Origin of the sequence: Draconibacterium sp., from assembly GCF_041583095.1 — a bacterium.
Lineage (GTDB): Bacteria > Bacteroidota > Bacteroidia > Bacteroidales > Prolixibacteraceae > Draconibacterium.
The window spans coordinates 1-22594 of record NZ_JBFHGM010000054.1; the positions used below are offsets into that span (position 1 = coordinate 1).

The following is a 22594-nucleotide window of genomic DNA, read 5'->3' on the forward strand; positions in this document are numbered from 1 at the left end:
CACGCGATCAGCAACAGTATACCATTTCGAAGGAAGATATAGATACCTACGAACAGGAAGTAATACCTTACTGGCAGGGCCGAACCATGCGCGAGCGGATTTTTAACCATGTTCCGCAGGAGTGGCAGCGTGCTTACGAAGCCGGTGTGTTTACCGAGTTTATGGAACAACGCGCTCCCGGTCATACCGCGCTTGATGGAGCAATCTACAAAAAAGGAATGCTTGATTACAAAAAGGAGATCAACGATCATATCAATCGGCTCGACTTTTTAAATGACCCGGAAGCTACCGAAAAGCTGGAGCAGTTAAAAGCCATGGACGTATCGTGCGATGCAGCTATTGTGTTTGCCGAGCGTCACGCCGATCTGGCTGAGGCTTTGGCAAAAACCGAAAGCGATCCGAAACGTGTTGCCGAGCTAAAAAGAATAGCAGAAGTGTGTCGCTGGGTGCCTGCCAACGCGCCACGAAACGTGTGGGAAGCCATTCAGATGTACTGGTTTGTCCACCTTGGAACGGTTACCGAACTAAACGGCTGGGATGCGATGAACCCGGGCCATTTCGATCAGCACCTTACACCGTTCTACGAAAAGGAGCTGGCCGAAGGAACACTGACACGCGATGAGGCGAAGGAACTGATCAGCTGTTTCTGGATTAAAGTAAACAACCACCCCGCGCCACCAAAAGTGGGAATTACAGCGCGCGAAAGTGGAACGTTTAACGATTTCACCAATATCAACATCGGTGGTGTAAAACCCGACGGAACGGATGGCGTAAGCGAGGTGTCGTATATGATGCTGGAAGTTATTGAAGAGCTACATGTGTTGCAGCCGGGTAACTCGGTACACATTGCCAAAGTAACTCCCGATGCCTTTTTACAGGCCGCGGGTAAACTGATCCGCCAGGGGCACGGTTATCCTTCGGTATTTAACCCTGATATGTACATTCAGGAAATGGTAAACCAGGGAAAAAGCCTGCAGGATGCGCGTGAAGGCGGATGCAGCGGTTGTATTGAAGTGGGCGCTTTTGGAAAAGAGGCCTACTTGCTTACGGGTTATCTAAACGTTCCAAAGGTGTTGGAGATCACGCTGAATAACGGTATCGATCCGGTAACTGGTAAAGTGGCCGGTATTGAAACCGGTGATCCACGTAACTTTAAAAGTTTCGATGAACTGTACGAAGCGTTTCTGAAACAGCTGAATTTTGTGGTCGACCAGAAGATACGTGTAAGCAACTACATCGATCAGATGTTTGCCAAATATGCACCGGCGCCCTTCCTTTCAGTGGTAATTGAAGACTGTATCTCGAAAGGAAAAGACTATTACAACGGTGGACCGCGCTACAACACCAACTACATTCAATGTACTGGTTTGGCAACGGTAACCGACAGTCTTTCGGTGCTGAAAAAGCATGTTTTCGAAGACAAGACTTTCACGATGGAAACCATTCTTAGCGCTGTGGCCAAAAACTTTGAAGGCGAAGAAGTGTTGCGTCAGCGTATTCTGAACCGTACGCCGTTCTTTGGTAACGACGACGAATATGCCGATACCATTGCCGTACAGGTATACAACGACTTGCTGGCTGCCATTGAAGGAAAACCAAATACCAAAGGAGAAGTATTTCATTTAAATATGCTTTCAACCACCTGCCACGTGTATTTTGGCCTGGTACTGGGAGCTACACCAAACGGACGATTTGCAGGGAAGTCTATTTCCGACGGCACATCGCCATCGCACGGTTGTGATACACACGGACCAACAAATGTGATTCGCTCGCTGGGTAAACTCGACCAGTCGAAATCGGGAGGTACCTTGCTGAACCTGCGTTTTGTGCCGAGTTTGCTAAAACGCGATAAAGACGTGGAGAAACTGGGGCACCTCATCCGCAGTTATTTCTCGCTCGGAGGTCACCACATTCAGTTTAATATTGTTGACACGGCAACGCTTTTGGCGGCACAGGCTTGTCCTGAAGATTACAAAGACCTGCTGGTGCGTATGGCCGGATACAGCGATTATTTTAACGATATGAATGCCGACCTGCAACAGGAAGTTATTGATCGTACGCAGAATGAGGTGTTATAGATCTTTAGTATAAAGTAGTGAGTATTTAGAAAATCTTAGTACTCACTACTCAAATCTCACTACTTAAAATGAATCAACCACTAATATTCGACATAAAACGATACGCCATTAACGACGGGCCGGGAATCCGAATCACCATTTTTATGAAAGGATGCCCCTTGAGCTGCAATTGGTGTCATAACCCCGAAAGCCAGTCGCCGGGAGTACAAAAGCTGTATACCGAATCGAAATGTATCGGTGCGCAGGAGTGTATAAAAATGTGCCCTGAAGATGCGCTTACACTTACGCCAAAAGGAATTGTTACCGACTACCAGGCCTGTACCCTTTGTGGTATTTGTGCCGATGTATGCCCTACAAAAGCCATCGAAATGTCGGGGCGGCCTTACGAGGTGGACGAGTTGATGCAGATCATCGAGCGCGAACGTATCCACATCGATCAGTCGGGTGGTGGTGTTACCTTTTCGGGTGGTGAGCCCTTGATGCATCCGGAATTTCTGCTACAGATGCTGGAGGCCTGTGGCAAAAATAACCTGCACCGCACCGTTGACACCTGCGGATTTGCCGACACCGACACTTTGCTGGAAGTAGCTAAACGCACCGAACTTTTTCTGTTCGACCTGAAGCTGATGGATGAGGCCAAACATAAAAAATGGACAGGCGTAAGCAACAAGCTAATCCTGAAAAACCTTCAGCTGCTGGCCGAAAGCGGCGCGAACATCAATATTCGTGTGCCCTTTATCCGCAATGTAAATGCCGACCATAACACGCTTACCGAAATGGCCGAATTTATTGCCGCCCTGCCTGGTAAAAAGCCAGTGGTAAACTTATTGCCGTACCACAATATTGCCGCCAATAAATACAATAAACTTGGATCGAAATACAACGCGTTCAATATGGAAGAGCCCACCGAAGAGGAACAAAACAGGGCGTTGGCGATATTCAAAAAATTTGATATTGAGGTTGAGATTGGTGGATAAGGATTTAATGAAATTTAGGCAGGAGTAGAGCAACCAACCATAAGAAACTGGCGTTGCCCCTGCTCGCGCCGATTTGCAATCGGTGTGCAATTCGGTAGCATTGAAATCAACAAACTTTCAGCCCCTGGCTTTACCACGGGGAAAGTCAACTTCAAGGATTTACTTTATTCGTCGTATTGTTTTTGTCAAACCGGAATACTACCTTTAATTACCATTTCAAACAAATACCGTTGGAATGCCTCCGAATATAGCTTTTACGACCAAAGTTGGATATTGCATCTAAAGTGGTATAATAATTCAACCCAAAAATAGGGAGTTGAAAGTCAGCATAGCTAAATAACCCGACTTGTTGGCTTATACATGCACAAGCGTTGAGCTTCAGTTGAAACGTAATTTAAATAAACATAGAATGAAAAAATTAGTTATTGGATTACTATTAATCTTGACAGGCGTGAGTTTATCCTTCTCACAAAATACCACAGCTGAACAGGAAATTATTGCTATTTCAAAGCAAAAATGGCAATGGATGGCCGATAAAAATGTGGACAAACTTGCTAAGCTCTTTGATGATAGGTCAAAGTTCGTTCACATGAGTGGAACCTGGAATAAAGACAGAGAACTTGAAATTATTGAAACCGGAAGTATTTGGTACAAGCAAGCCGATGTTCATGATGTAGTTGTTGAAATTTTTGACAATACTGCCATCCTTTGGAATCGCATTACACTGCTTGCACATGTTCGGGGAGAAGACGTATCGAATGAATTTACTGTTACCGAAATATATAAAAAATACAAAGAAGGATGGAAATTGTTAGACTTGACTTTTAGTAGTGTTCGCGACACTCATGAGATTGCAGCCAAAGTAAATCCTGAAAAACAAATCATAGAACTTTCAAAGCAAAAATGGCAATGGATGTCGGATAAAAACGTAGCAAAGCTTGACGATTTATTTCATGAGAATTCGGTTTTCGTTCACATGGGGGGAAGTTGGGGAAAAGAACAGGAGATAAACATAATTAGAGGTGGAGGTATCCATTATAAAAAGGCTGAAATTCATGAAGTTTCGGCAAATGTGATTGGAGACACAGCAATACTTTTGAATCGAATTACTTTGTTGGCAGTTGTTGGAGGTAATGAAGTTACTAATCCATTTATGGTGACTGAAGTTTATAAAAAAGATAATGGTGACTGGAAATTAGCTTCTTTATCGTTTACAAGATTATTGAATTGACAAAGCTATCAACTAAAGAAATGAGCTTAAAAACCAATAAAACATGCCCTGGCTTGGTCTGTATTCGGTGTGCAATTCGGCAAATTAAAATTAACAAACTTTTAGCCGATGGCTGAGGTACGGATTACATCCCGTCCGTCGGCTGACGGATCGGGACGCACCAGCGATACATCAAGTAAAAAAGCATCCAACCAACAGGAAGGATGCTTTTGTTGTACATACACCACTTTTGTTTTTATTCCTCTGCCGCAGTGTCAGCTACTTCTTCTTCTCCGCTATCACTGTGCCCCTGTCGGGCGGCGAGTTGATTTTCAAGGTTTTTAATCTTCTGGTTTACCTCGATGATAAAATTCTCGATTACAGGAGTTGCCATACGCAAGGTTACCATGGCATTAACCCGGTTTACCAGAGAGTTATATACCTCATCAAAAACCACACGAACTTCTTTTGCCTTTGCAAAGTTGCGATTGGCTTTTTCGCTGTCGCGCTGGTTTTGCAGGTCGTTTACGGCTGTGTTTTCTGTTTCGTGAGCCAAAACCCATGGCATAATGCCTATGGTTTGGCAATGCACAGCCATATCACGGTTTTTAAGGTCATTACAAAGGTTGGTTGCAGCAGCTGTTTGTTCCTTTAACGACAGGTTTCTGATGTTTCCATACAAATTAAAAACCCGTTCAAGGTGTTTTGCTGCTTCAACTTCTTCAGGTATCGGGCTAAAAAGCGTGGCTTTTACCCTTCCGTTTAGAGCAGACCAGGTATTGTCGCGCCTGTGGTCGGCATCCTGGATCTTTTCGGTAAATACACTTCCCTGGTCAACATTTAATGCTTCGTCGAGGGCGGTAAAACTATTGTCGAAAGCTACCGCCTCTTCCTCCACATTTAGTGCTGCAGGGGTGGCTTGCGTTACCAGAACTTTTACATCAGCCATATACTGAAAATAGTCGTTGTGGCGCAAGCGCGTTAAAGGTATGTTTACTATAAAAGTCATAACTATTAAATGTAATTATTTGTGGGTGTATGTGTATTGCGTTGATTATTTGTGGTGTACATGGTTGTCTTATTTGTGTGTGTTGATGCAATATAGAACATAAGCTTGCAAAAGTCAAGAGCCGTGTTTGTGTTGTTTAGCATAAATTGTAGATAAGTAAATAATTGCCCGGTGTTGTATAACGATGGCTGTGAGGTAGGTAATTTGCCCTCGTTGTAAACCTGCGAAATGCCCGAAGCACTGTCAAAAGCCCTTGTGCAGGGCTGCGTCAGTAGTAAATTGTTGACAAAACTACCGCTGTAGAGCAACAACAGTAGTTTTTTTGAGAATGCCAGGCTTGCGTAGTGCTACGGCAGTAGTAAAATGATCATTTTACTACCTGCGTACCCCTGCAAAAGCCGTGAAATGACCGTTTTACCAGTTGCGTATCTCGGCAGAAGCCGTAAAATGACCGTTTTGCTAACGGCGTAACAATACAATAGCGGTAAAATGATCGTTTTGGTGCCGGTGTACCTCTGCAACGGCGGTAAAATAACCATTTTGAAGCTTGCGTAGCCCAACGATAGTTACAAAATGGTGGATGGGGAGCTCTTGTAGCCAGGTAGTTAGGTGGTTTTGCATGAGGCTGTATTCTCTGCAATGTTTGCTTTATAAGGCATAGCCTAAAAATACGGGATAGGTATGGACTTTTAGTATCGTGCTGAAGCCACTGGAATCATTTCTCCTTTTTTGTGTATTGTTTTTGAAAACAGCGTATTAACTTTAAATAATCATCCTGATGAATACGCATAACAAAACGACTTTGGCTCTCCGAAATGCAGAGAATAAATGTATTTTTTACAGTATGGCCACATTAGTCCTTTGCTTTTTTATTTCGATGAGAATTTGCTACATTTAACTATTGTTGGCGTTCTTAATTATTAATTTAACAAGGAAGATAGCAGCTTTCTGCTATGTCTTCCCCTTGAAAATGATATTATTACAGTAGAAATATTTTACAAACCCGATATATCGTTTCGGTCTGTTTTTAGCAGACATTGGAGCGAATATTACATTATTATAATTACTAGATGCAATATCAGAAAGTTATGATAAACTTTAATCAATCAAAAGAACAACTTATCCTTGAATTGCAAAAACTAAAGGATGAGAACAAGGCATTAAAAACGAAATGCAAAAAGCTCGTTTCAAAACAAAATAAAAAAATTGAAACATTAGAGTTGAAAGAGATTCAGCGACAGCTTATTCTTAAATCATCAGTAAACGGTTTTTTAAGGTTAAATAGTCGAGGCTGCTTGCTGGAAGTAAATGATGTTTTTTGCCAAATGACTGGTTACAGCCGGCAGGAATTACTAAAGATGCACATTTCGGATTTGAGTGTACTTGAAGATAAAGAAGCTTCAGTTACTCACATACAAAAAATAAAAGAAAAAGGTTATGATCGTTTTGAGTCTGTACATCGTAGAAAAGACGGGAGTGTTTTTGATGTTGAAGCATGTATCTACTATCTTGATATAAATGGCGGACAATTAATAGGTTTTTGCACCGACATTACCGAAAAAAAACAAGTATTAAATAGCCTGCTTAAAATGGAGCAGAAGTATCAGGAAATAATGCTGAATTCACCTATTGGCTTGGCACTTGTAAGTCCTTCAGGGAATTTTCTGAAGGTAAATAGTAGCCTTTGTAAAATGACCGGCTACTCCGAAACCGAACTTTTAAAATTAGATTTTCAAAGTATAACACATCCTGATGACTTGGATACCGATCTAAATTTTTTTAACCAACTATTAAATGGTGAGATCCCAAATTACCAGATGGAAAAGCGATATTTTTGCAAGGATGAGTCTCTCATCTGGGTTCAGCTGAATGTTTCGCTCGTTCGAAGAAACGACAACAGCCCCAAATATCTCATTGCCCAAATTCAGAATATTACCCAGCAAAAGTTAACAGAACTAGCCCTGAAAGAAACGGAAAAAAAATACCGTCTTATTGCTGATAATATGGGGAACATGGTTACCATTACTGATTTAGAGCTGAACCTCACCTATGTAAGCCCATCGGTTGCACATATTCTGGGATATACGCCCGCTGAGTATACTGAGGCCGGACTTAGCCAGATTATTAGCCCTGAATCGATGAAAGAGATAGCTCCAATTTTTCGTGAGGAGTTGAAATTGGCGCAAACTAGCCAGGCTGAACTGAATCGAAGCAGAACCATTGAATTACAGGCGTATAAAAAAAACGGAGAACTGGTTTACTTAGAAGTTGTTTCGTCGTTTATTAGAAACAGAAATCAATCTCCGGTTGGAATTCTGTCGGTATCGCGCGATATTACCGAACGCAAAAATGCCGAGCTATTGCAATTGGAAACTACGCGGTTTTACGAACAAATAATAGAAAAAACACACAGTGGATTAATGGTGTGTGGAATGGATTCCAGATATATCTTATGGAATCCGGCGATGGAAAAAATAAGTGGAATCTCAGCCGAAGAAGCAATAGGAAAACATCCGCTAGAGTTATTCCCGTTTTTAGAGGAACAAGGCGTATGGGAGCTTTTTCTAAAAGCCAAAGCCGGGGAAATAGTCTCTACTCCTGATTATCCATATGCGGTACCTAAAACAGGTAAGTCCGGATGGGGTAAAAATGAATATTTTCCTTTGCTTAACCCTAGTAATAATATTATAGGGGTTATAGGTTCAGCCCGTGATATAACAAAAACTAAAAATACCGAATTAGAAATCAAGGCCCGGTTACAGGTTGAAGAACTTTTTAATGATATTTCTTTTGATTTTGTTCGAAATAGTTATTTGAAAACTGATAAGTTGATTGATATTGCTTTGCGGAAACTGGGAATATTTACGAAGGTTGATCGCACTTATGTGTTTCAGTTTGAAAAGCATGGAACCATAATGAGCAATACACACGAATGGTGTAACAAGGGAATAGAGCCTCAAATCGAAAATCTCCAGAATTTGCCCGTGGAGCTATTCCCCTGGTGGATGAATAAAATGAAGAATTTTGAAATCATCCAATATGAAAATATTGCCAACTTACCGGAGGAGGCTGAAGCTGAGCAAAAAATCCTGGAAGAACAAGATATTATATCAATCCTGGTACTCCCAATGATTGAAGAAGGTAAACTACGCGGTTTCGTAGGTTTCGATTCGGTTAAATGTAAAAAAGCATGGAAAGAGCATGATGTAAAAGTATTGAGTGCAATAGCAGATTTAATTTCCGGTGAGTTAGCCCGAACTAAAAGAATGAAAGAACTCGTTAATGCAAAACAAAAAGCAGAAGAAAACGAAAATAAATTCAGAAAACTTTCAACCCTTACCTTTGAAGGTATTGTAATTATGAATAAAACGATTGCCCTCGATATTAATAAATCATTTACAAGGCTTAGCGGGTACACTCGTAAAGATTTTATTGGCAAAGATGTAATTGAACTTGCGGTTCCAAAAAAGTACCATAGTGTAATTTATAAAAACATGAAAGAAGAGCATGCGCCACCTTACGAAATTGAAATGTTTAAGAAAGATGGTACGGTACTACCCGTTGAAATTGAAAGCAGGTTTATTGTTGATGATAAAAATAGATATTCAGGCAGAGTAATTGCGGTTCGCGATATTCGTTGGCGCAAGAAAGTACAGGCTGAAATATCAAAGCTTATGTTGGCAGTTGAGCAAAGTGCTAACATAATTGTTATTACCGATGTAAAAGGAAATATTGAATATACCAACCCGAAATTTACAGAAGTTAGTGGTTATACTTCGGAAGAAGTTCGTGGAAAACACGTAAAATGGTTAAGCAGTGGCAATCAATCCAAAGATTATTTTATTGATATGTGGGAAACAATTTCATCAGGAAAGGTATGGAAAGGATTGTTTCATAATAAGAAAAAGAATGGCGATTTTTATTGGGAACAGGCAACTATAGCCCCCATAAAAAACGACGATAAAGAAATCGTTGGTTTTATGGCCATAAAAGAAGATATTACGGCATTAAGGGAAAGCGAACGGCAATTAAAAATTCAGAACCGGGAGCTTAAAAAGGCAAAAGAAAAAGCAGAAGAAAGCGATAGGCTAAAATCGGCTTTTCTGGCAAACATGAGCCATGAGATACGCACCCCAATGAATGGTATTCTGGGATTTACCGGTTTACTTTTGGAACCCGATTTCACCAGCGAAGATAAGGCCGGTTTTATTAAAACCATTCATCAGAGCGGGCAGCGTTTGTTAAACACGGTTACCGATATTGTTGAAATCTCAAAAATTGAAGCCGGTATTGTTCCGCTTCATAAAAAAGAAATCAATGTGAATGAACGTATTGAGGAACTGGTTCGTTTTTTCAAACTTGAGGCTGAGCAAAAAGGTTTACAGTTGTTGGTTGATAAACTACTACCGGCAAAGGCTGAGAAAATGATAACCGACCAAAGTAAACTGGATTCCATTCTTACGAACTTAATCAAAAATGCGCTAAAGTTTACCGATTCGGGAACGATTACGATTGGCTGTCGTTGTAATGGCACTGTTATTAACTTTTATGTAAAAGATACAGGTATAGGCATTCCAATAAATAGACAAAATGCCGTTTTTGAGCGTTTTGTACAAGCCGACATTGAGGATACCAGGGCATTCGAAGGTTTAGGGCTGGGACTTGCCATCTCTAAATCGTATGCTGAATTGCTTGGCGGCAAAATTTGGATGGAAAGTGAAGAGGGTATTGGTTCAACATTTTATTTATCTTTGCCGATTCGAAAATATTCGATTTAAATAACCCACCCAAACCACATTCGTATGATTCTTAAAAGGAAATGAATGATAGTAGGTAAAAAGCTAAAGATCCTGATTGTGGAGGATGATAAAGTATCATTTGATTTTGTATCTTTTTTAGTAAGAAATTATAGTACCGAAATATTAAGGGCAGCAACAGGAATTGAAGCTGTAGAGCTTTTGCGCAGATACAAAGACATCGACCTGATTTTGATGGATATAAAAATGCCAGGAATAGATGGTTGTGAAGCAACCCGTAGAATCAGGAATTTTAATAAAGAGGTTATTATTATTGCCCAAACGGCTTATGGCCTGTCAGGAGACAGAGAAAAAACATTAGCCGCAGGTTGTAATGATTATATCTCAAAACCCATAAAAAAGGAGAATTTGCTAAAGTTGATTGAAAAGTATTTCGGAAAATGATTAAAAATTCGCACACCCCGCTCGCGCCGCTCCTCGATACCGCACGAATCCTTTCACGAGGTGTTAAAAACAAATAAGAAGAAAATAAATAGATTAATAATAGTCGAACCCGCTTGCGCCGATCTGTCAGCAATGTTCGTTTGTTTGCATGCACTGAAAATTGGAATTGCTTATATTGCTTACGAAATTGGGAGTTGTTTTATTAACTACTGCATCATGAAAAAAATTCTGAACTATTTCCTGCAGGGCCTGCTGTACATTGCGCCGTTTGCAATTACTACATACATTGTTTATTTAATATTTGATTTCATAAATGGTTTAGTAGATCCAATAGTCGAAAAATATTTAAAAATCGATATCCCCGCGCTGGGTATCCTTATTGTTTTTATTTTCCTGGTTTTTGTCGGGCTTGTTGGTCAAAGTATAATTGCGCGCCCGATTAAGGTATTGTTTGAAAAGTTAATGAATAAGGCTCCGATAATAAAATTGGTTTACTCGGCCTTTAACGACCTTTTTTCGGCCTTTGTAGGAAAAGAAAAAAAGTTTAATAAACCGGTAATGGTGTTGGTTAATCCTATCTCCAATCTGGAAAAATTAGGATTCCTAACCCAGGATGATTTAAGCCAACTGGGGGCAAAAGATAAAGTGGCGGTTTATTTTCCGCATTCCTATAATTTTTCGGGAGAATTATTTATAGTTCCTTCAAACCAGGTTAAACCGCTGGCTATTAACCCGGCAGTGGCTATGAAATTTATCGTGTCGGGCGGTGTTTCCGATATTTACGAAACAGATAATAACGAAGTGGTTGGTTGAATCATGTTAATCATTTAAACAAATGAAGTTATGATTGTATCAGTTTTACTGGTTGCCGCAGGGTTTGTTGCTTTAATTTTTGGCGCAAACTGGTTGGTGGACGGAGCTTCGGCACTGGCCCGGAAATACAAGGTGTCGGATTTGGTTATTGGCTTAACAATTGTTGCGTTTGGAACTTCAGCTCCCGAGCTGGTGGTTAATATTATAGCTTCTGTTAATGGCTATTCCGACATTGTTTTGGGGAATGTAATAGGCAGTAACAATTTTAACCTGTTTATTATTCTTGGACTTTCAGGATTGATTCTGCCCATTTCTGTAAAATCTTCTACGGCCTGGAAAGAAATACCCATTTCACTCGTTGTGTCTATCTTGTTGCTGTTGCTACTCAACGATTTTATTTTTTCCGGAACTACCTATTTGGGCAGAACCGATGGTTTGCTCATGCTGGTGCTTTTTTGTGTTTTCCTGTATTATGTATTTACGCAACTGAAAAGTGACCCTCAAACAACTGAAGCAGCTCATCAAAAAACGGGTAAAATGATATGGGGATTAATTGGGGTAGGCATGACAGGTTTGATACTTGGAGGCCAGCTTGTAGTTGTAAACAGTGTTAAGGTAGCCAGTTTGTTAGGTGTTAGTGAAAAAATTATAGGATTGACCATTGTGGCGGCAGGCACCTCCTTACCCGAGTTGGTCACCTCAATTGTGGCAGCAAGCAAGAAAAACAGCGATATGGTGATTGGGAATGTTATTGGTTCCAATATTTTTAATGTGCTTTTAATTTTAGCCATTGCCAGCCTAATAAAACCCATCGGGTATAATCCAAAATTTAATCCGGATCTGTATATTTTAATAGGTGGAACGCTTTTTCTTCTTTCTTCCATGCTCACCGGGCAAAAGAAAAAGTTAGATCGATGGGAAGCAGCAGTTTTATTTGGTTTTTTTATCATTTACACGGTTTTTTTAGTGGTTAAGGAAGTGTAACTTGCTGCCGCGCATTCTTTTGCGTGGTGTTTGATAACAATTACATCGAAACAGAAATTAATTATTTTATGGAATACCAGGGTTCATGTTTGTGCAAAGGAATTCAGTTTAAAATTACCGGCCACTTCGAAAGTTTTTACCTGTGCCATTGCAGTTATTGCCAAAAAGATACCGGATCGGCACATGCAGCCAATTTATTTTCAACAAGCGCTAAGCTGGAGTGGACAAAACGAGAAACTGAAATCAGCGTTTTTCAGCTGCCCGATAGCAGACATACCAAAGCATTTTGTGCCACCTGTGGTTCGGCATTGCCCAACCTGCAAATGGGCGATAAACTTTTGGTGGTTCCGGCCGGAAGCCTGGATACGAAATTGGAAAAGAGACCCGATGCACATCTTTTTATTTCGAGTAAAGCGGCCTGGGATGAGGCGCTGGAGGAAATAAAAAAGTTTGAGCGTTTGCCCGGATAATCGCTGAGGGCTACCAATTGCATACATAATTCGCAATTCAGGTAGAAATAATTCACTGCAGGCATCAGCTGTATTTACTCTGCTAATTCCTTTTTCATTTTCTCCAGTAAGGTGCCAATTCGTATCGGTTTAACCAGAAAGTCGTCGCACCCGGCGTTCAGCGCATTTTCTTTATCGGTGGTAGAGGCATAAGCTGTTTGTGCAATTATTTTTATCTTACTGTGGGTTTGTTTAATTTTTTTTGCCACTTCAAGCCCGCTTATATCGGGTAATCCTATATCGAGTAAAACAATATCAGGAGGATTATTTTGTATTTGCTGCAGTGCATCGTTGCCCGTAATTGCAAACGAAAGTAATGGATAGTTTTTGCTTAACACATGCTTCAGAAAAATACGGCTGTCTTCATTGTCTTCCACTACCAACACCTTGTATTGGCTTGACGAAGATTCTGAAAGTAATTTTTTGTCAGCCTGTTTTTTATCGGTCGTGTCCTGGAGCGGTATGTTGTACAAAGGCAGGCTAAACCAAAATTTAGTTCCTTTTCCGGGTTCCGATTCCATATGAATTTCGCTACCCATCAGTTCGAGGAGTTTTTTAACAATGGATAATCCCAGACCGGTTCCGCCGTATTTTCTCGAAATACCCGATTCGGCTTGCATAAAACGGCTGAAGATAAGTTGTTGTTTTTCCGGGGGTATTCCAATGCCGGTGTCGGCAACAAATAGCTCAATATGGGTATTCGTGGAGTTAGAAACACCAAATTCGATGGTGCCCGACATGGTAAAACGAATGGCATTATCGAGTAAATTGGAAATAATCTGTGTTATTCTTATGTCATCGCCGTTAATCATCAGCGATTTATCGGTTTCACGCAATATTAATTCAACATTAGTATTCGGCGAGGTCTGCATCCGGTTCTGAAAGATAGAATGCAGATTGTTTAATAGGGCGTTTACCTGAAATGGTTTTACTGAAAAAGAGACCAAGCCGGTTTCCAGACGCGACAAGTCGAGAATATCATCAATTATTTTTAGCAATCCGGAAGAGCTTTGATTAATGATTTCAGCAAATTCGCGTTTGTTGGCAGTGCTGATATTTTCTTCTTGTGCTAAAATATTGCTGAATCCGACAATGCCGTTCAATGGTGTTCTTATCTCGTGACTAACATTGGCCAGGAATGCCGATTTCAGGCGTTCACTTTCTTCGGCCTTTTCTTTTGCATCAACAAGGTCTTGCATCAGCCTTTTTTTCTCCGTAATATCATGAATAATACTGTGCCACACGATTTGTCCTTTATAATCTATTTCATTTCTAAAAACTTCCACATCGCGAATTTCGCCCGATCGCAGCCGGTGTTTTAATTCGAGGTAATATTTTTTCCGGTTGTTATCATGCGCAAATGCTTGTTCTGAAGGCTCGTTTGCTGAGGCATTTATATTTGTGATGGCCATTTTCTCCAGCTCTTCTACACTATAGCCATAAAAATCTGCTGCAGCTTTATTTGCTCTTACTATTTGCCCGTTTTCCGGATTTATCAGCAATTTAACCGCAATATGTTCTTCAAAAAGCTGGCGGTAGGCTTGCTCGCTGGCCTCCAGTTCTTTTTTTATAAGCATTCGTTGTGTAATATCGGGTGCAACACTTAGTGCCAGTTTTTTTCCTCCACTTTCGCCAAGCGGAGAAGTGTGGAAATTCCAAATACGCTTTTCTCCGTTGTGGGTTGTAATTTCATAATCGCCGCTAAAAACTGTTTGGTCGAGGTCGACTACTTCGAGAAGGTGTTTCTCAACAACTTCAGCTTGTGTTTCTGGAAAAACCTTTCCCGACCACTCTTTTATGGAAGTTATTTCATCAATACTATAACCCGAAAGCTGCTTCCATCCCTGGCTGAGATAAAGTATTTTCCCATCTTCGTCGAATACCATAATGGGTATTGGAGCCAGGAGTACTGCCTTTCGAAACCGTTCCTCGCTTTTTACCAGTTGTTCCTGCGACAGTTTGCGTTCGGTAATATCTTGAATTGTTCCGAGCATTTGCACCGGATTTCCTTTATCATCGTAGCGAAGTTCTCCAAGACCGTGTACCCATCTTTCAGTTCCGTCGTTTTTTCGGATTATTTTATATTCCTTATTAAATGTTTGTTTCTTACCAATTACTTCGTTTAGCAGGTAATCCATCATTTGTTCCTGATACTCCGGATGAATTATGGTACTCCAACTTTCAGAGGTTCTGGAATGTTGATCGTCAATTCCAAAAATAGTGTCTAAGGCTGCAGATGAAGTCCAATTATTATTTAGAATGTCGAATTGATAAGAGCCAATATTTCCTACTCGTTGCGATTCTGTAAACCAATAATCACGTTCACGGTAACGTGCTTCACTTTCTTCGAGGGCCTGCTGATGTATTCTGTCTTCGGTTTGATCACGAAAAACAAGAACCACTCCTACAATCTGGTTATTAATAATAATTGGTGCACCACTATCAGCTATCGGAATTTCATTTCCATCTTTCGACAGTAGTATGGTATGATTTGCAAGTCCAACAACTTTACCGTGTTCCATTACCTTCGAAAAAGGACTCTCCACTTTTTTACGGGAGTGTTCATTAACAATATGAAACACATCCTCGAGATTTTTTTTATAAGCGTCTTTGGCATTCCAACCGGTCAGCCTTTCGGCCTCCCAATTTAGTTGAGTAATTCGTCCTTTAATATCAGTACAAATAACAGCATCACCAATACTTAGCAAGGTTGTTCTGTACATTTCCTCTGCTTTCCTGATCTGTTGTTCACTCAATAGATATCGTTCGATTAACTGGAATAGTTTGGCGATTAGCGTTAATGCAACAGGAAATATTAGCATCACCGGAAACCATATTTGTTGTATGGTTTGCATGGGATGTTCGGGTAAAAGAAGTTGACTTGCGAGCATTGCAAGGTGGCTTATAATTCCAACCGCATACAAAATGGCGGTATGAATTTTTTGTGGTTCTTTCTGAAGAATTGTTCTGAAAAATAAGCCAATAATCCCGGAAGCGATAATTGTAGCAAGTCCGGCCCAAATACCGGCACCTCCCAGAAGTGCCCTGTAAGCGCCTGCAATAATTACGGAAAGCAGTGTTACTAATCCTCCGCCCCATAAACCTGCCAGAGTTAAAACAATAGAGCGGCCATCGTAAATTACACCCGGTTCGTGCTGGTAAGGTAAAAGCATTGCAGCAACGGCTACTATTCCAAACCAAACACCGCTAATTATTTGAAATTGTAACTTTTTTTTACCAAAGTAATACTTAATGGTTCCATACAGGAACGAAAGGGTAATAAGAAGAGCCGCATTTTGGATTAAGGCTTGAAACATATCCAATTGTTTTTTTAGTTAAAAATTTACGCAATAAGCGGGCAATGTTTTTCCCTTCTTTACTGACATGGAAAATAATAAAAAATATTATTGTACACAGATTATATAAGTGATATATGCTTTACAAAATAAGAGTAGGATGCTAATGAAAGAGGCAATATTGCACTGTTCGTTGATGATAAATCAATTCTTTTATGCAGCCCTTTTGCCATCAATGCCTTATCTTTGATAGGCAAAATGTTCATCCATGAAAATGAAAAACATCCCGATACTCGCATTTCTGTTGATATGGCCGGCATTTTTGTTTGCACAGGAAGATTCATTGGAGGTTGAAAAGAAAACCACTCCCTACGATTTGCTGTCGAGCTATTACAACCAGGATTTTAAGCCTTTTCAAAAAGGAAATTTTTATGTGGGACTGGCCTTTTCGATAACCGATAAAAATCTAACCAATACGAATTACCTGGTTCAACAGGTGGTTGAAGGAAACCGGCTCGACTACGATTTATTGTTGAAAGGCGGTTATTACACGGGCGATTACGGAATGGCGATCATTAACTTCAATTATTTTCAGAACCGCTTTGGGGGTACCGTTTTTCAGGATCCCGATACTGTACTGTCGAACACGCTTACCCGCGGATTCGCCGTTAGTCCCGGATTTCGGTCATCGGTGCCTTTAACTCCAAACGAGCGATTGAGTTTTTTCACCGAAGTTGGTTTTACGCTGGGCGGCAGCAGTTCGCTTACCCGCGATGTAAGAAATATCGATGAGATTATTAAAAAACACAAGAAGGAGTTCACTTTTGGGGTGGGATTAAGTCCGGGAATTACCTTTTTTGCCATGGAGAATTTTGCTTTCGAAGTGCAGCTAAACAATGTTTTAGGCTATCAGTTAAATGTTGCACGAAGCAGTGTTAACGATGGACCCGAATCAAAACAGGTGCGACAGAATGTTGACTTTCGAATTAACCTGCTTTCGCTCGATCTCGGGTTGGCGTACTATTTCGGAGCCGATAAAAACAGAAGGGGGGCAAGTAAATGAAAAGGTCAGTATATATAACCGCAATTCTTTTAGTGCTGTTCTCCTGCGTTAAGGAAGATCATTTTGGATTGTCGCCCTATGGAAATATTAAAAAGTTTCTGGTAAGCAACCAGGCGGGCAATGCTATAATCGACACGGAGAATCAAACCGTTACCATTGAAATTCCCGGAGGTGTTGAGCTTTCATCGCTGGTTATTCAGGAAATGGAACTATCGTCGTTTGCCACTGCCGATAAAACTGTTGGCGATGTTATCGATTTGAGTGATGAGGCCAGCATAAATGTAGTTGCCGAGGATGGCAGCGGGCATGTTTGGACGATCGAATCATTTGTAGCATCGGCTACGCCACAATTGGATAACGGTGACTTAAATACCTGGTATAAAACCAGCTCGGGGTATTACGAACCCGGCGCCAACGCGACTTCCACTATTTGGGGAACCGGAAACCAGGGCACCCAGATATTGGGTAAAATCGCCACAACACCTTACGATTTGGGTAATGGAAATACTGCTGCTCTTATGGAGACCTATGATCTGGGGTTGGCCGGGGTTCCCTTAAAAACACCCATTGCCGCCGGATCGTTGTTTACCGGTTATTTTGATTCCGATAAATTAGATCCAACCGATCCGGAAGCTGCCGTAATATTTGGAACGCCTTTCACCGGGCGGCCCGATAAAATCCGGTTTACCTATTCCTATATTCCGGGAGCCGTAAATAAAGACAGAAATGGTAATGTGCTGGATTACGACGATAGCTGCGATATTTATGCTTTTCTGGAAGTGCGATTGGGCGGTGAAACACAACGTTTGGGAACGGCCTGGTTCCGCAGCGATGAAAACCAATCGGAAATGATCACCAAAGAAATGGATGTGGTTTATGGCCCGCTTGACGATTCGTACCCCGATTACATGAAACCGGAGGACGGGAATTTTGTATCGGGTGATTCCGCAACATACATGTTGCCTACACACATCTCGTTTGTGGCTTCATCAAGTTACGATGGTGCTAATTTTGCCGGAGCAATTGGAAGTGTATTAATTATTGATGATGTGGTAATGGTTTATGATGAGGAATAAAAAAGCTTCTACGGGTGTAGAAGCTTTAACTGTTTAATTGAAGTGATTATGTTTCTGATCATTCTTTCTTTCCCCAGGTGAGCACGATTACCAGCCCCATAATTGCCAGTAATAAGGTATAGGCAATTACGTCAACTACCAATACCTTCAGGTTGTAGAGGGTGGTCATGGAGTACATCATCAAATCCATGGTTAGCGCCATTAACAAACCAACCAGAGCACCTGTTTTTATGCCATCTCCAATTCCCGAAGCACCAGACCATTTAAGGATCAGCGTTAAAAGTAATCCCAAAATCAGGTTTGATAAGATCATCGCCCACCAAACCATTTCAGTGTCTAACCGGTTGGCACATGCGTTGGAATTGGCTTCCATAAAACCTGCCAGCAGGAATCCATAAACCAACCATCCGAGAAAGAAAAAGGTGATTCCGCCAAAAAGAGTTCCCCTTAAAATTTTCATAATTATTTTTTTAAAAGTTTAGTGGTGATAATTTATTCAAAAAGCTTCGATAAACCTTAACAGACGAGTCAATAGGTTTATATTTAGCTTATTAGTGTCAACAACCAAAACAATTTTCGAATTTTACATTCAACTTTTTTACAATTGCGGGCTGTTCGACCCAAAAAATTATAATTTTAACGATCCTGAAAAATTTAATGATGAGAGTAACACTATTTTGCGTGCTGTTATGTGCAGCATTTACACTAAACGGATTTGCACAGCAGAGTGATAATGATTTACGTTTAAAAAGCTTTCACACCATCTCAAGCAACGAGTTAATGGAGTTTGCCACCGAACTAAGCGCTGATAAATACGCGGGGCGTTTGTCGGGATCGCCCGAATACCTTGAAGCTGCCAAATGGTGTGCATCGAAGTTCGAAGAGTGGGGCCTTCAGCCTGCCAACAACGGCAGTTACTTTCAGTATTTCCCAAACGAATATTCCGAAGTAAACTCGCTGGGATCGGTGGTTTATTTTAACGGAGGTGAAAAAACGTACCTCGATTTTCCGGAAGACTATATCCCGGGCTCCAACTCGGCAAGTGGCACCGTTCAAGCCGAACTGGTTTATGTTGGCCACGGAATTACGGCCCCGGAACTGGGTTACGACGACTATAAGAATGTTGATGTAAAAGGTAAAATTATCATTCTCGAAAGCGGAACGCCGTACACCAAAAACGATGAGACACTGGGCAAATGGACGCCTTACGCTTATCACCGTTACAAATTCAGGAATGCGGTAAAACACGGTGCTGCAGGAATGATCTATGCCAGTAAGCTGGCCAATCCGAACACGGTTAATCTCGAAGGATTTGTTTATGCGCATGTTGATACAAAAGTTGTTGAGCAAATTATGGCCGATGCCGGAAAAGATTACCAGCAGATTCGTGAACAGTTGAAAAATATGGAAACGCCATCGTTTGAGCTGCCGACAGAACAACAGGTGTTTATCCGCGCCGAAACAAAATATTTCCCCGATGCACAGGCCTGCAACGTGGTGGCCATGATCGAAGGTTCCGATCCGGAACTGAAAGATGAAGTAATAATCATCGGTGGTCATCTCGACGGGCAGGGGCAAATGGGCGATGTAACGTTCTCCAGTGCACTCGATAATGCATCGGGTATCAGCGATATTCTGGGGGTGGCAAAAGCTTTGGCAACATCCGAAGTTAAGCCAAAACGTTCGGTACTTTTTATCCTTCTTGGTGGTGAAGAGTGTGGTTTGTACGGCTCGAAATATTACTGTAAAAATCCGCTGTTCCCGGTTGAGAAAACCAAAATGATGATGAACCTGGATATGGTTGGAAACGGCACCGCATTTTACGTGTCGGGAGGAAAAACGCACAGCCAGTTGTTCAGTCATTTTGAAAAAGCCAATACTAATTTTATCCACCGCGAAATGGGAGCATCAGCAGTTACAAAAAACTACGGGCGGCCACGTTCCGATGCATCGGTTTTTGAAGATGCCGGCATAAAAACATTTGGCCTGTGGACCCGCAACTCGGTGTATCCGGTGCACTACCACATGCCTGCCGACAAAACAAATGTGTTAACTCCCGAAATAATGGAAGATGCTGCAAAACTGCTTTATCTGGGCGTTTTAGGCGTGGCAAACGACACGAAACTCTAGCGGCGGTAAAAGATCAGTTCAACTTTTTATCGATTTGTCTTGTTACTCTGCTAATACTACTTGTATGGCACCTATGAAATCGAAAAAAGAACACTTTAAGCAAACCCTGCTCGATCTGGCGAAACGAAAAGATCTCGTTCCGGGGATTTATAACTATTGCGATCGTTGGTGCGAACGATGTACCATGACGCAGAAATGTTTGACCTATTTGCACGAACAGGAAAACAAAATTGAAGATGATGTGCTAAATCCCGATGAAGAGAATAAAAACTTTTGGGATCAGATACGCCTGGCCTGGGAAGTGACCATTGAAATGATTGAAGAGGATGCCGACAAAGAGGGGATCGACCTGAGCGATGTTGAAGATATTGAATTGCCCGAACATATAGAAACACCACTGGAAGTACAGGCGCGGAATTACGGGATCAACATTCATAAATGGATGAATAAGAACAAGGAGTTTTTCGCAAGCAAAGCTGAAAAGCTGGTGATGATCGACGACGATGAGTCGATGATAAAATACCGCGATGCAGCAGAGGTAATTCAGTGGTACAGTGCTTTTATCGGGGCGAAAGTTCACCGTGCTCATTTGGAGCTGGAACAGCGGCAAAACGATCCGGAGGATGAATACGGCTTGTACGCCGATAACCTGGGATCGGCAAAAATTGCCATAATTGCCATTAAACGATCGATGGATGCACTGTCGGTATTCTACTCCGGTTTTAGTGAAATGGAAGATGAAATCCTGCAGTTTTTACTTGAGCTGTCGCAAATAAAAAAGCAAATGCTAAAAACATTTCCGGGCGTAATGGAATTCAAACGACCGGGGTTTGATGATTAATTTCCAAACTTTACTTGTATCCTGCTACTTCTGTATTATTTTCACGTCAGAAAATATTCATCATGGAATTTGAAGGCAACATACGAAAAATGATCACCGAGCTTCATGCGCCGGTAAAATATAAACTACCCATTGGCGACGAGAAAATTGATATGAACGCGCTGATCGGGAAAGAAATCTCGATGCGTTTCGACGGGCAAATAAATTGTGTCTCGTGCGGGAAGAAAACGAAAACATCGTTTAGCCAGGGATTTTGTTACAACTGTCTTCAAACGGCTCCTGAAGCCAGCGAGTCGATCATTCGCCCCGAGTTATCAAAGGCGCACTTGGGAATTGCACGCGATATGGAATGGGCCGAAAAACACGATCTGATCGACCATTTTGTATACCTGGCCGTGTCGAGCGCTTTAAAAGTTGGTGTTACCCGCGGTCATCAGATTCCTACACGCTGGATTGATCAGGGAGCCAGTTTTGCCATAAAAATTGCAAAAACGCCCAACCGACATATTGCCGGTGTTATCGAAGTATTTCTGAAAAATAATTTTACCGATAAAACCAACTGGAGGTCGATGCTGAAGAACGAAGTCTTAAAAGATTTTGATCTGGCAGCCGAAAAAGAACGAATTGCCAATTTGTTGCCGTTGGAATTGCAGAAATACATAGAGCCGCAAAATGAAGTGACGGAAATAAATTACCCGGTTGAGCAGTTTCCTGACAAGATAAAAAGTATTGGTTTTGATAAACTACCGGAAGTTACCGGAACGCTGGCCGGCATAAAAGGGCAGTATCTGATCTTTGATGACAGCCGGGTTTTAAATATCCGGAAACACAACGGTTATTTTTTGCGGGTGGCAATGTAGTTCATCAGCTCGATTAGCGATTCGCGAGCCTCGCAGTCAGGAAATTCTTTAAGGCCGGCAATTGCCCGGTCTTTAAATTCATTCATTTTTTGCTCGGCGTATTCAAGGCCGCCTTTTTCGGTTACCAGCTTAATCAGTTCTTCTACAACTGCCGAACTGTTATTTTTTCGTTTTATCAACCTCAGAATGCGTTTCCGTTCACTTCTGTCGGCTTCGTTTAATACATGAAGCAGCGGCAGTGTAATTTTCTTTTCCTTAATGTCGTTACCCGTCGGTTTACCCAGCAGCCCTTTCGACTGGTAATCAAAAATGTCGTCTTTTATCTGGAAGGCAATTCCGGCATCTTGTCCAATACTGTACATCTTTTCAATAATCACCTCGTCATCAACCGCCGATGCGGCGCCAATAGCCATACTGGTTGCAATTAACGAAGCTGTTTTTTTGCGGATGATCTCGAAATACGTTTCATCATCGATGTCGAGTTTGCGGCTTTTTTTCATCTGCAGGATTTCTCCCTCGGCCATATCCTGAACCGCACGTGAAATGA

At 41.4% G+C, this 22594-nt stretch carries 19 protein-coding genes; 13 read left to right on the top strand and 6 right to left on the bottom strand.

Features of this window, described 5'->3' with window-relative positions; all coding sequences use genetic code 11:
* From ABZB17_RS07365 to ABZB17_RS07375, 3 genes are all read left to right on the top strand, one after another.
* Window positions 1-2078 (top strand): pyruvate formate lyase family protein (locus tag ABZB17_RS07365; protein ID WP_372649007.1); only part of this gene is annotated, 2078 nt, incomplete at its 5' end.
* A 68-nt stretch (window positions 2079-2146) separates the two neighbouring features.
* Window positions 2147-3055, top strand: coding sequence for a glycyl-radical enzyme activating protein (locus ABZB17_RS07370; protein WP_372649009.1), 909 nt, complete (start codon window positions 2147-2149; stop codon window positions 3053-3055).
* A gap of 409 nt (window positions 3056-3464) precedes the next feature.
* Window positions 3465-4286, top strand: coding sequence for a nuclear transport factor 2 family protein (locus tag ABZB17_RS07375; RefSeq protein WP_372649011.1), 822 nt, complete (start codon window positions 3465-3467; stop codon window positions 4284-4286).
* Window positions 4287-4387: 101 nt separating this feature from the next.
* Here the strand turns inward: ABZB17_RS07375 and ABZB17_RS07380 are convergent, their stop codons facing one another.
* The 3 genes from ABZB17_RS07380 to ABZB17_RS07390 all read right to left on the bottom strand — a co-directional run bounded on the left by ABZB17_RS07380 (window position 4388) and on the right by ABZB17_RS07390 (window position 5895).
* Window positions 4388-4510: a hypothetical protein gene (locus ABZB17_RS07380; RefSeq protein WP_372649013.1), complete on the bottom strand. Its 123-nt coding sequence runs from the start codon at window positions 4508-4510 to the stop codon at window positions 4388-4390.
* An 11-nt stretch (window positions 4511-4521) separates the two neighbouring features.
* Complete coding sequence (locus ABZB17_RS07385) at window positions 4522-5274, bottom strand: DUF6261 family protein (RefSeq protein ID WP_372649015.1); 753 nt, start codon at window positions 5272-5274, stop codon at window positions 4522-4524.
* A 459-nt stretch (window positions 5275-5733) separates the two neighbouring features.
* Entirely contained in the window at window positions 5734-5895 is a 162-nt protein-coding gene (locus ABZB17_RS07390; RefSeq protein ID WP_372649016.1) for a hypothetical protein, read from the bottom strand.
* Between the two features lie 467 nt (window positions 5896-6362).
* On the opposite strand from ABZB17_RS07390, the gene ABZB17_RS07395 reads away from it, so the two are divergent.
* From ABZB17_RS07395 to ABZB17_RS07415, 5 genes are all read left to right on the top strand, one after another.
* Window positions 6363-10052 (top strand): PAS domain S-box protein, encoded by a 3690-nt coding sequence (locus tag ABZB17_RS07395; RefSeq protein WP_372649018.1) that lies wholly within the window; start codon window positions 6363-6365, stop codon window positions 10050-10052.
* Between the two features lie 45 nt (window positions 10053-10097).
* Window positions 10098-10475 carry a response regulator gene (locus ABZB17_RS07400; RefSeq protein ID WP_372649020.1) on the top strand — a complete coding sequence of 126 codons (378 nt, stop codon included), beginning with the start codon at window positions 10098-10100 and terminating at the stop codon, window positions 10473-10475.
* Window positions 10476-10691: 216 nt separating this feature from the next.
* The gene (locus ABZB17_RS07405) at window positions 10692-11288 is read left to right on the top strand and encodes a DUF502 domain-containing protein (protein WP_372649021.1); all 597 of its coding nucleotides are present in this window, start codon (window positions 10692-10694) and stop codon (window positions 11286-11288) included.
* A 30-nt stretch (window positions 11289-11318) separates the two neighbouring features.
* Window positions 11319-12272, top strand: a complete 954-nt coding sequence (locus ABZB17_RS07410) for a calcium/sodium antiporter (RefSeq protein WP_372649023.1) — start codon at window positions 11319-11321, stop codon at window positions 12270-12272.
* A gap of 68 nt (window positions 12273-12340) precedes the next feature.
* Entirely contained in the window at window positions 12341-12742 is a 402-nt protein-coding gene (locus ABZB17_RS07415; protein ID WP_372649024.1) for a GFA family protein, read from the top strand.
* A 74-nt stretch (window positions 12743-12816) separates the two neighbouring features.
* Here the strand turns inward: ABZB17_RS07415 and ABZB17_RS07420 are convergent, their stop codons facing one another.
* Window positions 12817-16098, bottom strand: coding sequence for a PAS domain S-box protein (locus tag ABZB17_RS07420; protein ID WP_372649025.1), 3282 nt, complete (start codon window positions 16096-16098; stop codon window positions 12817-12819).
* 247 nt (window positions 16099-16345) lie between these two features.
* Between ABZB17_RS07420 and ABZB17_RS07425 the strand changes: the two genes are divergently transcribed.
* Both ABZB17_RS07425 and ABZB17_RS07430 read left to right on the top strand, forming a co-directional pair.
* Window positions 16346-17140: a hypothetical protein gene (locus tag ABZB17_RS07425; RefSeq protein ID WP_372649027.1), complete on the top strand. Its 795-nt coding sequence runs from the start codon at window positions 16346-16348 to the stop codon at window positions 17138-17140.
* Entirely contained in the window at window positions 17137-18216 is a 1080-nt protein-coding gene (locus tag ABZB17_RS07430) for a PCMD domain-containing protein (protein ID WP_372649028.1), read from the top strand. Before ABZB17_RS07425 ends, ABZB17_RS07430 begins: the two co-directional genes overlap by 4 nt.
* A 58-nt stretch (window positions 18217-18274) precedes the next feature.
* On the opposite strand, the gene ABZB17_RS07435 is transcribed toward ABZB17_RS07430, so the two are convergent.
* Window positions 18275-18676, bottom strand: a complete 402-nt coding sequence (locus ABZB17_RS07435; protein WP_372649030.1) for a hypothetical protein — start codon at window positions 18674-18676, stop codon at window positions 18275-18277.
* Between the two features lie 200 nt (window positions 18677-18876).
* On the opposite strand from ABZB17_RS07435, the gene ABZB17_RS07440 reads away from it, so the two are divergent.
* The 3 genes from ABZB17_RS07440 to ABZB17_RS07450 all read left to right on the top strand — a co-directional run bounded on the left by ABZB17_RS07440 (window position 18877) and on the right by ABZB17_RS07450 (window position 22047).
* The gene (locus ABZB17_RS07440; RefSeq protein ID WP_372649032.1) at window positions 18877-20346 is read left to right on the top strand and encodes a M28 family peptidase; all 1470 of its coding nucleotides are present in this window, start codon (window positions 18877-18879) and stop codon (window positions 20344-20346) included.
* A gap of 64 nt (window positions 20347-20410) precedes the next feature.
* Window positions 20411-21187: a hypothetical protein gene (locus tag ABZB17_RS07445; protein WP_372649035.1), complete on the top strand. Its 777-nt coding sequence runs from the start codon at window positions 20411-20413 to the stop codon at window positions 21185-21187.
* Window positions 21188-21249: 62 nt separating this feature from the next.
* Window positions 21250-22047 carry a DUF2797 domain-containing protein gene (locus tag ABZB17_RS07450; protein WP_372649037.1) on the top strand — a complete coding sequence of 266 codons (798 nt, stop codon included), beginning with the start codon at window positions 21250-21252 and terminating at the stop codon, window positions 22045-22047.
* Here the strand turns inward: ABZB17_RS07450 and ABZB17_RS07455 are convergent.
* A partial coding sequence (locus ABZB17_RS07455; protein ID WP_372649039.1) for a polyprenyl synthetase family protein occupies window positions 22023-22594 on the bottom strand: 572 nt, incomplete at its 5' end. The two genes, ABZB17_RS07450 and ABZB17_RS07455, sit on opposite strands and share 25 nt — an antisense overlap.

Bases quoted from the DNA above. Each gene is read 5' to 3' on its own strand.
- ABZB17_RS07445 (WP_372649035.1), top strand. From the start codon at position 20,411: ATGGCACCTATGAAATCGAAAAAAGAACACTTTAAGCAAACCCTGCTC.
- ABZB17_RS07410 (WP_372649023.1), top strand. From the start codon at position 11,319: ATGATTGTATCAGTTTTACTGGTTGCCGCAGGGTTTGTTGCTTTAATT.
- ABZB17_RS07420 (WP_372649025.1), bottom strand. From the start codon at position 16,098: ATGTTTCAAGCCTTAATCCAAAATGCGGCTCTTCTTATTACCCTTTCG.
- ABZB17_RS07370 (WP_372649009.1), top strand. From the start codon at position 2,147: ATGAATCAACCACTAATATTCGACATAAAACGATACGCCATTAACGAC.
- ABZB17_RS07375 (WP_372649011.1), top strand. From the start codon at position 3,465: ATGAAAAAATTAGTTATTGGATTACTATTAATCTTGACAGGCGTGAGT.
- ABZB17_RS07430 (WP_372649028.1), top strand. From the start codon at position 17,137: ATGAAAAGGTCAGTATATATAACCGCAATTCTTTTAGTGCTGTTCTCC.
- ABZB17_RS07425 (WP_372649027.1), top strand. From the start codon at position 16,346: ATGAAAATGAAAAACATCCCGATACTCGCATTTCTGTTGATATGGCCG.
- ABZB17_RS07440 (WP_372649032.1), top strand. From the start codon at position 18,877: ATGAGAGTAACACTATTTTGCGTGCTGTTATGTGCAGCATTTACACTA.
- ABZB17_RS07390 (WP_372649016.1), bottom strand. From the start codon at position 5,895: ATGCAAAACCACCTAACTACCTGGCTACAAGAGCTCCCCATCCACCAT.
- ABZB17_RS07405 (WP_372649021.1), top strand. From the start codon at position 10,692: ATGAAAAAAATTCTGAACTATTTCCTGCAGGGCCTGCTGTACATTGCG.
- ABZB17_RS07450 (WP_372649037.1), top strand. From the start codon at position 21,250: ATGGAATTTGAAGGCAACATACGAAAAATGATCACCGAGCTTCATGCG.
- ABZB17_RS07385 (WP_372649015.1), bottom strand. From the start codon at position 5,274: ATGACTTTTATAGTAAACATACCTTTAACGCGCTTGCGCCACAACGAC.
- ABZB17_RS07415 (WP_372649024.1), top strand. From the start codon at position 12,341: ATGGAATACCAGGGTTCATGTTTGTGCAAAGGAATTCAGTTTAAAATT.
- ABZB17_RS07400 (WP_372649020.1), top strand. From the start codon at position 10,098: ATGATAGTAGGTAAAAAGCTAAAGATCCTGATTGTGGAGGATGATAAA.
- ABZB17_RS07435 (WP_372649030.1), bottom strand. From the start codon at position 18,676: ATGAAAATTTTAAGGGGAACTCTTTTTGGCGGAATCACCTTTTTCTTT.
- ABZB17_RS07395 (WP_372649018.1), top strand. From the start codon at position 6,363: ATGATAAACTTTAATCAATCAAAAGAACAACTTATCCTTGAATTGCAA.